General features: G+C 73.6%; 10 protein-coding genes and 2 pseudogenes. 4 read left to right on the forward strand and 8 right to left on the reverse strand.

Annotated elements, in window-relative coordinates; genetic code table 11:
• From JNW89_RS20860 to JNW89_RS20870, 3 genes and pseudogenes are all read right to left on the reverse strand, one after another.
• A pseudogene (locus JNW89_RS20860) lies at positions 1 to 279 on the reverse strand (hypothetical protein); the annotation flags it as partial.
• 2 nt (positions 280 to 281) lie between these two features.
• Entirely contained in the window at positions 282 to 1,049 is a 768-nt protein-coding gene (locus tag JNW89_RS20865) for an SGNH/GDSL hydrolase family protein (protein ID WP_238449482.1), read from the reverse strand.
• Positions 1,050 to 1,232: 183 nt separating this feature from the next.
• Complete coding sequence (locus JNW89_RS20870; RefSeq protein ID WP_238449483.1) at positions 1,233 to 1,460, reverse strand: hypothetical protein; 228 nt, start codon at positions 1,458 to 1,460, stop codon at positions 1,233 to 1,235.
• Positions 1,461 to 1,615: 155 nt separating this feature from the next.
• Between JNW89_RS20870 and JNW89_RS20875 the strand changes: the two genes are divergently transcribed.
• The 4 genes from JNW89_RS20875 to JNW89_RS20890 all read left to right on the forward strand — a co-directional run bounded on the left by JNW89_RS20875 (position 1,616) and on the right by JNW89_RS20890 (position 5,064).
• The gene (locus JNW89_RS20875; RefSeq protein WP_238449484.1) at positions 1,616 to 3,385 is read left to right on the forward strand and encodes a proline--tRNA ligase; all 1,770 of its coding nucleotides are present in this window, start codon (positions 1,616 to 1,618) and stop codon (positions 3,383 to 3,385) included.
• 57 nt (positions 3,386 to 3,442) lie between these two features.
• Positions 3,443 to 3,862, forward strand: coding sequence for a CBS domain-containing protein (locus JNW89_RS20880; protein ID WP_238449485.1), 420 nt, complete (start codon positions 3,443 to 3,445; stop codon positions 3,860 to 3,862).
• 123 nt (positions 3,863 to 3,985) lie between these two features.
• On the forward strand, positions 3,986 to 4,411 hold the full coding sequence (locus tag JNW89_RS20885) for a SufE family protein (protein WP_238449486.1): 426 nt from the start codon (positions 3,986 to 3,988) through the stop codon (positions 4,409 to 4,411).
• Positions 4,412 to 4,431: 20 nt separating this feature from the next.
• Positions 4,432 to 5,064, forward strand: a complete 633-nt coding sequence (locus JNW89_RS20890) for a DsbA family protein (protein ID WP_238449490.1) — start codon at positions 4,432 to 4,434, stop codon at positions 5,062 to 5,064.
• 76 nt (positions 5,065 to 5,140) lie between these two features.
• On the opposite strand, the gene JNW89_RS20895 is transcribed toward JNW89_RS20890, so the two are convergent.
• From JNW89_RS20895 to JNW89_RS20915, 5 genes and pseudogenes are all read right to left on the reverse strand, one after another.
• Positions 5,141 to 5,689, reverse strand: coding sequence for a YbaK/EbsC family protein (locus tag JNW89_RS20895; protein ID WP_238449491.1), 549 nt, complete (start codon positions 5,687 to 5,689; stop codon positions 5,141 to 5,143).
• 160 nt (positions 5,690 to 5,849) lie between these two features.
• Positions 5,850 to 6,044 (reverse strand): hypothetical protein, encoded by a 195-nt coding sequence (locus JNW89_RS20900; RefSeq protein WP_238449487.1) that lies wholly within the window; start codon positions 6,042 to 6,044, stop codon positions 5,850 to 5,852.
• A gap of 37 nt (positions 6,045 to 6,081) precedes the next feature.
• The gene (locus tag JNW89_RS20905; RefSeq protein ID WP_238449488.1) at positions 6,082 to 6,864 is read right to left on the reverse strand and encodes an SDR family oxidoreductase; all 783 of its coding nucleotides are present in this window, start codon (positions 6,862 to 6,864) and stop codon (positions 6,082 to 6,084) included.
• Positions 6,865 to 6,917: 53 nt separating this feature from the next.
• A complete protein-coding gene (locus JNW89_RS20910; RefSeq protein ID WP_238450183.1) occupies positions 6,918 to 7,562 on the reverse strand; it encodes a GAP family protein in 645 nt (214 codons plus the stop codon).
• Positions 7,563 to 7,642: 80 nt separating this feature from the next.
• Positions 7,643 to 7,938: pseudogene (locus JNW89_RS20915) on the reverse strand (MFS transporter); the annotation flags it as partial.

Here is a 7,938-nt window from a genome sequence, read left to right on the forward strand (position 1 = left end):
GGTGACGTGCGCGGCGAGCACCGCGGCGACGCCGAGCCGGAACAGCGCGTGCACCCGCTCGCGCGGGCTCGGTGCCGGCGGCAGGGGCCCGTCGTGCACCAGCGCCGGCCCGAGGGTGCCGGCCCACCGCCGCACCCGCACCTGCGGGTACGCCTGCGTCAGCTCGTCCAGCGGCGCGACCGCCTCGATCCGGTTACCGGTGACGAGCACCGCGCGGCCGGCGACCGGCTCGTCGTCCGGCGTCGACCGCAGCAGCGTGGCGGCGTGGATGGTCCGCACGGTCAGTCGCTGACCGGCCCGAGCAGCGGGCGCTTGGCGGTGACGGTGTCGCCCGAGGACCGCCCGGTGAGCCGCCGCTTGATCCATGGGGCCAGGTGCCGGCCGGCCCAGCGCAGGTCGGCGGCGCGGGCGGCCAGCCAGGGCGTGGGAGCCGGCTGCTCGGGGACCAGCAGCCACTCCTCGTCGCAGCCCACCCCGAGCGCGGTCAGCACCTGCGCGGCGACCCGCCGGTGCCCGGCGGCCGACAGGTGCAGCCGGTCGGTGCTCCACAGCATCGGGTTGAGGAAGGTGTCGTCGGCGTACAGGTCGACCATGATCGCGCCGTGCCGCTCGGCGGTCTCGCCGACCGCCCGGTTGAGCAGCTCCACCCGGGGAGCGACGAGGCGCTGGCCGGGCAGCCGCGCCATCACGTCGGCGAACCGGAACAGGATCACGTCGGCGCCGCCGGAACGGAGCTGCCGCACGACGTCGTCGAAGCGGGTGACCAGGGTGTTCGGGTCGAAGGTACGGCGCAGCACGTCGTTGCCGCCGGCCGCGAAGCTGATCAGATCCGGCTTCATCGCCAGCGCGGCGGGCACCTGCTCGGCCACCACGCTGGGGAAGAGGCGGCCCCGGATCGCCAGGTTGGCGTACCCGAAGTCCGGCCCGGCCTCGGCGGCCAGCCGGGTCGCCACCAGGTCGGCCCACCCGCGGTAGGTGCCGTCCGGGTACGCGTCGTCCATGCCCTCGGTGAAGCTGTCCCCCACCGCGACGAAGCTGCGCCAGCGCACGCCGCCTCCCTCACACTCTTCGTTGCCTGCGGCGACCAGTTTGTCACCGGGTCGGTTCCCGGCGCTGCCACCCGTCCGGCGAACGTGGCGGAGGTCATCGATCCGGCTTGCCGCCGTCCACCTCCCGGCACGACGGCGGGCCACCCCCCGTCGGTGTGGCCCGCCGTCGTTCGAGTGCCGGGATCAGCCGAGCAGGCGACCCCACGGGGTGCCGGCCGGCACCGGCAGGCTGCCCAGGACGCGGCCGTTGGCGGCGTACCGGACGAGGCGGTAGGCGGGGTCGTCACCGATGGTGGCGGTGTTCACCTGGGCGACGAAGGTGCCGTCCGGCAGGAAGCGGACCTGCTCGACCAGGCCGCGGCCGGTCCGGGTACAGACCATCGAGTCGAACTCACTCAGGAGAGGGTCCACACGAGCCGATCCTTGGGGTAGTCGTTGATGCCTTCCCAGACGCCACCCCGGGATCGCCGGGTTGCCGCCCAGCGGGTCGATGTGCGCGACAAGTTTCGGCACCGACCCGCGTAATGGCGTCGCCGGCCCCGTCGCGCCGGTCGTACGCTGCGCGAATGCTGCTACGTACGTCGACCCTGTTGCTGCGGACCCTGCGCGAGGATCCGGCGGACGCGGAGGTGCCGAGCCACCGGCTCCTGCTGCGCGCCGGTTACATCCGTCGCGCCGCGCCGGGCGGGTACACCTGGCTGCCGCTGGGCAAGCTCGTGCTGGACCGCGTCACCGAGATCGTCCGGTCGGAGATGACCGCCATCGGCGACCAGGAGGTGCACTTCCCGGCGCTGCTGCCGGCGGAGCCCTACCGGACCAGCGGCCGGTGGACGGAGTACGGCGACCTCCTCTTCACCCTCGCCGACCGCAAGGGCGCCGAGCACCTGCTCGCCCCGACGCACGAGGAGATGGCCACGCTGCTGGTGAAGGACCTCTTCACCTCGTACCGGGACTTCCCGGTGACGCTGTTCCAGATCCAGACGAAGTTCCGCGACGAGGCCCGGCCCCGCGCGGGTGTGCTGCGCGGGCGCGAGTTCCTGATGAAGGACGCCTACTCGTTCGACCTCGACGAGGCCGGTCTCCAGGAGTCGTACGAGCGGCACCGGGCGGCGTACCGGCGGGTCTTCGACCGGCTGGGGCTCGACTACACGGTGGTGCACGCGATGTCCGGGGCGATGGGCGGCTCGGCGTCGGAGGAGTTCCTGGCCGCGACGCCGGTCGGCGAGGACAGCTTCGTCGGTTGCACGGAGTGCGACTACGCGGCGAACACCGAGGCGGTGACCACCCCCGCACCGGCCGCGACCGATCCGGACGCGCAGCGGGCCAGCGAGGTGCACGACACCCCGGAGACGCCCACCATCGCCTCGCTGGTCGAGTTGGCGAACATCCGCCGGCTGGCCGACCGGGACGACTGGACCGCCGCCGACACCCTGAAGAACGTCGTGCTGAGCGTCCGCCGGCCGGGCGCCGAGTCGGCCGAGCCGCTGGTCATCGGCCTGCCCGGCGACCGGGAGGTGGACCTGAAGCGGGTCGAGGCGGCCCTCACCCCGGCCACCGTGGCCGTCTTCGACGACTGGGCCGCCCATCCGGAGCTGGTCCGCGGCTACATCGGACCGCAGATCATGGCGAAGCTCGGCATCCGCTACCTGGTCGACCCGCGGGTGGTCACCGGCACCGCCTGGCTGACCGGCGCCAACGAGCCGGGCCGGCACGCCACCAACGTGGTCGCCGGCCGCGACTTCACCCCGGACGGCACCATCGAGGCGGCCGAGGTGCGCCCCGGCGACCCCTGCCCGGCCTGCGGCACCGGTGAGCTGACCATGCGCCGGGGCATCGAGATCGGGCACATCTTCCAGCTCGGCCGCCGCTACACCGACGCCTTCGCGCTCGACGTGCTGGGCTCGGCCGGCAAGCCGGTCCGGCCGACCATGGGCTGCTACGGCATCGGGGTCTCCCGGGCGGTGGCCGCGATCGCCGAACAGCACCACGACGAGCGGGGACTCGTCTGGCCGGCGGCGATGGCGCCGGTCGACGTACACCTGATCGCCGCCGGCAAGGGGCCGCAGCTCGACGCGGCCCTCGACCTCGGCGGGCGGCTCTCCGCCGCCGGCCTGCGGGTGCTGGTCGACGACCGGGTGAACGTCTCCGCCGGGGTGAAGTTCACCGACGCGGAGCTGATCGGCATCCCGCGCGCCGTCGTGGTCGGCCGCCGACTCGCCGACGGGTACGTCGAGCTGCGCGACCGGGCCGGCGGCGAGCGGGTGGAGCTGCCGGTGGACGGGCTGGTCGAGCGGCTGGTCGACGAGGTGGGCCGCGCACTCGGCAACCGGGTGTAGCGGGCGCGCCACGGGGTACCGCTGCGGGATCGACCAAGGGTGTTTTCGGAGGCTCTCATGTACCGGGTCAGTGACGTGATGACGAAGCAGGTGGTCTACCTGTCCGCGGAGACCACCCTGGACGAGGCGGCCAGGGTGATGAAGGAGGCGGACATCGGCGACGTGGTGGTCACCGACGGCGCCACCCTCGCCGGCGTGCTGACCGACCGCGACATCGTGGTGCGGGCGGTGGCCGAGCGCAGCGACCCGGCGACCACCACCATCGGTTCGATCATCACCCGCGAGGTGGTGATGATCGAGCAGCACTCCACCGCCTCGGAGGCGGCGTCGCTGATGCGCGAGCGCAACATCCGGCGGGTGCTGGTCTGCGACAACGAGCGCAAGCTGGTGGGCATCGTCTCCCTGGGCGACCTGGCCATGCAGCTCGACCCGACCTCGGCGCTGGCCGACATCAGCGAGGCGGCGCCGAACGCCTGACCCCGATCGACCCGGTGCCCCTCGCCCCCGGACGTGGCGGCACCGGGTCGACGGGACGCTCGTCACCCCCGGCCCGTCCGTTGACCGCCGAGGCGCCCGGGCGGGCGGCGGTAGCCTGGCGGGATGCCCGAGATGCCGACGAAGCTGGCCGAGATCGTCGAGGAGTTCGCCGCCGCACCCCGCGACGTGGTGCTGGAGATGCTGCTCGAATACGCCGACGTCATCCCGCCCCTGCCGCCGGGCGTGGACCGGGACGGCATGGAGCAGGTGCCCGAGTGCCAGACCTCGTTCTTCCTCCGTGCCGAGGTCAACCCGGACCGGACGGTGAGCACGATCTTCGACTGCCCGCCGGAGGCGCCGACCACCCGCGCCTTCGCCGGCATCCTCGCCGAGGGCCTGGACGGGGCCAGCGCGGAGCAGGTGCTGGCCGTGCCGGACGACCTCTACCAGCGGATGGGGCTGGCCCAGGCGATCAGCCCGCTGCGGGTGCGCGGCGGCACCGCCATCCTGGCCCGACTCAAGCGCCAGGTCCGGGAACAAGCGGCCTGAGCTGGGTGTTCTCCCCCGTTATGGAGATCGAGATCTACGCCGACGTGGTCTGCCCCTGGTGCTGGATCGGCAAGCGCCGGCTGGAGCAGGCGTTGGCGTCGTACGGCGGTGACGTGACCGTCCGCTACCGCCCCTTCCAGCTCGACCCCACGCCGGTGACCGAGCCGAAGCCGCTGGTCGAGGCGATGGCCGCGAAGTTCGGTGGCCGGGAGCGGGCGGAGGCGATGTTCGCCCAGGTCACCCAGGTCGCGGCCGGGGTGGGGCTGGACATGCGCTTCGACCGCGCGGTGCAGGCCAACACCTTCGAGGCGCACCGGCTGATCCGGTACGCCACCGAGCGCGGCCTGGCCGAGGAGACGGTCGAGGCCCTCTACGCGGCGCACTTCACCGACGGGGTGGACCTCGGCTCGCGGGACGCGTTGGTCGAGCTGGCCGGCAAGGTCGGCCTGGACGAGACCGAGGTCCGCGACCACCTCGAATCCCCGGTCGGGCGTCGCGAGGTGGCCGCCGACCTGACCGCCGCCCAGCAGCTCGGGGTGAGCAGCGTGCCCACCTTCGTGCTGGCCGGCAAGTACGCGGTCACCGGCGCGCAGGAGCCGGAGACGCTGCTGGCCGCCCTGTCCGAGGTGGAGCGCCGCGAGTCGGGCGCCTGACCGGACATCGATCCGCGTGATGTTTCACGTGCAACCACATCGACGATCGTGACGAGCGGGCCCGAGGCGGCGGAAGCTAGGCCGCTCGGGCCAGCCCGTCGACCACCCGGGCGCCGGGCAGCGCGCCGAGCGCCGGGCCGGGCAGCGCGATCTTGCTGTTCCGGACACCGGATCCGATGATCACGTGTGGGGTCGCGATCACCCGGGAGTCGACCAGGATCGGCCAGCTCTCCGGCAGGCCGATCGGGGTGATCCCGCCGTACTCCATGCCGGTCAGCTCGACCGCGTCGGCCATCGGGGCGAAGCTCGCCTTGCGCACGTCGAGCGCCCGCCGGACCACCCCGTTGACATCCGCACGGGTGGTGGCGAGCACGACGCAGGCGGCGTAGCGGATCTCCCCCTCCCGCTTGCCGGCGACCACGACGCAGTTCGCCGACACGTCCAGCCCCACCTCGTACGCCGCGCAGAAGGCGGCGGTGTCGGCGAGCGTCGCGTCGATCGGGGCGACCAGCACGTCGTCGACGTCCACCGGAGCCTCGACCGGCCACTGCGCCAACGCGGCGGCGACCGGCGACGCCAGCAGGTCGGTTCGGGTGCGGGCAGGCTCGGTCTTCAACGTCCCCATCACGGTTGCGATCCTCGCACCCGCCGCACTGATCCGCCCGTCGGCACCCGCCCGGCCAGCGGGGTTGATCGACTCCGTTTGCGGCGTGTCGCGGTGTCCCACGCTGCCGAAGCCGCGACACGCGCAAACGGAGTGGATCGCGCCCGCCTGACCGGCGGGCTCAGCTGCCGCTGAGGAAGGCGTTCTCGCGCATGAAGGCGCGGTCGTCGGCGGAGGCCGACTGGGCGACCCGCAGCACCTGCGGCCGGCGGGCCTCCAGGTCCTCCATGCCGTGCCGGACGGCGAGCCGGATCACGCCGTAGAGGAAGACGAACCCGAAGACGTAGAGGATGACGGTGGCGATGATGGTGAACATGGCGCCACGGTAAGGCGAACGTGAACGGGATGAGGTTTCATCTCCGGCCGGTTCCCCCGTACGTGTCAGCCAGGTGATCCGCCCAGGTCCGCCGGCCCGTCGGGGTGGCGGTGGTGGTCAGCCCGCCCGCGCGCAGCGTGCTGCCCAGCCGGCCGGGAATCCGCACCGGCAGCAACGGCCGGCGCGAGCCCCGGGCCGCCCGCCAGGCGCGTACCGCCTCGTCGAAGCGGAGCACCTGCGGACCGCCGTACTCCTCGATGCCGCCCAGCGGGCCGGCGGTGAGCCGTTCGCTGAGCCGGCCGGCGACCTCGTGCTGGTCGACGGGCTGGGCGAGCACCGCCGGGTCGCCGATCACCGGGCCGAGCCGACTCGCCGCGCGCAGCAGCGCGTCGAGGAACGGCGGGAACTGGGTGGCCCGCAGCACCGTCCAGGGCACCGGACCGGCGGCCACCACCCGCTCGGCCGCCAGCTTGTGCCGGTAGTAGGCGTAGGGCACCCGGTCGACGCCGACGATCGAGACGTACACCAGGTGGGCGACGCCGGCCGCCCCGGCGGCGACGGCCAGGTCGCGGGTGCCGAGCACGTCCACCCGGTGGGTACGCCGGCTGTTCGGCAGCGACGCCAGGTGCAGCACCGCGTCCACCCCGTCCACCGCCTCGGCCAGCCCGACGCCGGTCTCCACGTCGGCGACCACCCACTCCGCCGCCGGGTCGTGCCGGGGCCGCCGGCTCATCGCCCGCACGTCGAACCCGTCCGCCCGCAGCCGGGGCAGCACCGCCCGCCCGAGCATGCCACCCGCACCGGTGACCAGCACCTTCATTCCCGACTCCTTCCGGTCGACGGCTCGACGAGGCTGGCGGGCCGATCGTGACGTCACCTGACCAGGTCGGCCCCGGTCATCAGGATGAAGAAGCCGACGACGATCTCGCTGACGATCCAGGAGTTGTGGTCGGCCCAGTCCCGGACCCTCGGCAGCGCACGCTCGGCCCGCCGACCGAGCAGCAGCAGCGCCAGCAACGGCAGGGCGAGCAGCAGCAGGGTGAGCAGCACGAACGGCACCAGGTGCCACCACGGCAGGTCGTACCGGACGACGTTCGCCCCCACGGTGGCCATGGTGAGGTCGTCGACGGGCATCACCACCATGATCAGCAGGCCGAGCCGGAACGCGGACCCGGGACCCGCGTGCTGCAGCCGGCTCATCCAGGCCGGCTGACCTTTCGAGTGCCGGCGCAGGAACACCACCACGGCCAGCGCCACGAGCAGCGCCAGCACCACCTGGCCGACGGCGGTCCTGATCCCCTCGCGGGGCCCCGCCCCGACGTCCTCGGCAAGGCCGGTCACGCGCCGGGTGACCAGCCAGGCGGTCGCCGTGCCGGCGACCACCACGACCGCCGCGCCGGCCAGGAAGCCCAGCGAGGCCTGGCGCGGCCGGTCGCCGGAGGCGAGGAAGATCGCCGCGACCAGTTGCGTGCCGGCCACCATGACCACGGCCAACGGCAGGACGGTCAGGAAGCTCATCGCCTTCCCATCCTCCCGGCCCACCCCGCCGGCCAGGGCCGATTCGGCGCATCACCCGACCGCCGGAGGGGCGCGGCGGGTCAGCGGGGTACGGCGGGCACCACCCGCCCGACGAGCAGCAACCCGAGCAGGCCGCAGCCCGCCGCGACCGCCAGCATCCCCGCGTAGTCGACCGGACCGGGCGCCGCCCCGGCGGCCAGCACGGTGCCGGTGAGCGCCAGCACCGTCGCGGCGAAGAGCGAGTCGCCCAGTTGCAGCGACGAGCTGTTGCGCCCCTGTTCACCGGGGGCGGACAGGTCGAGGGTGAGCACCGACAGGGACGGGAAGAGCAGGCCCATCCCGGTGCCGGCCACCGCCCAGCCCGCCACCGCGACCG

The organism is Micromonospora sp. 4G55, from assembly GCF_016803375.1.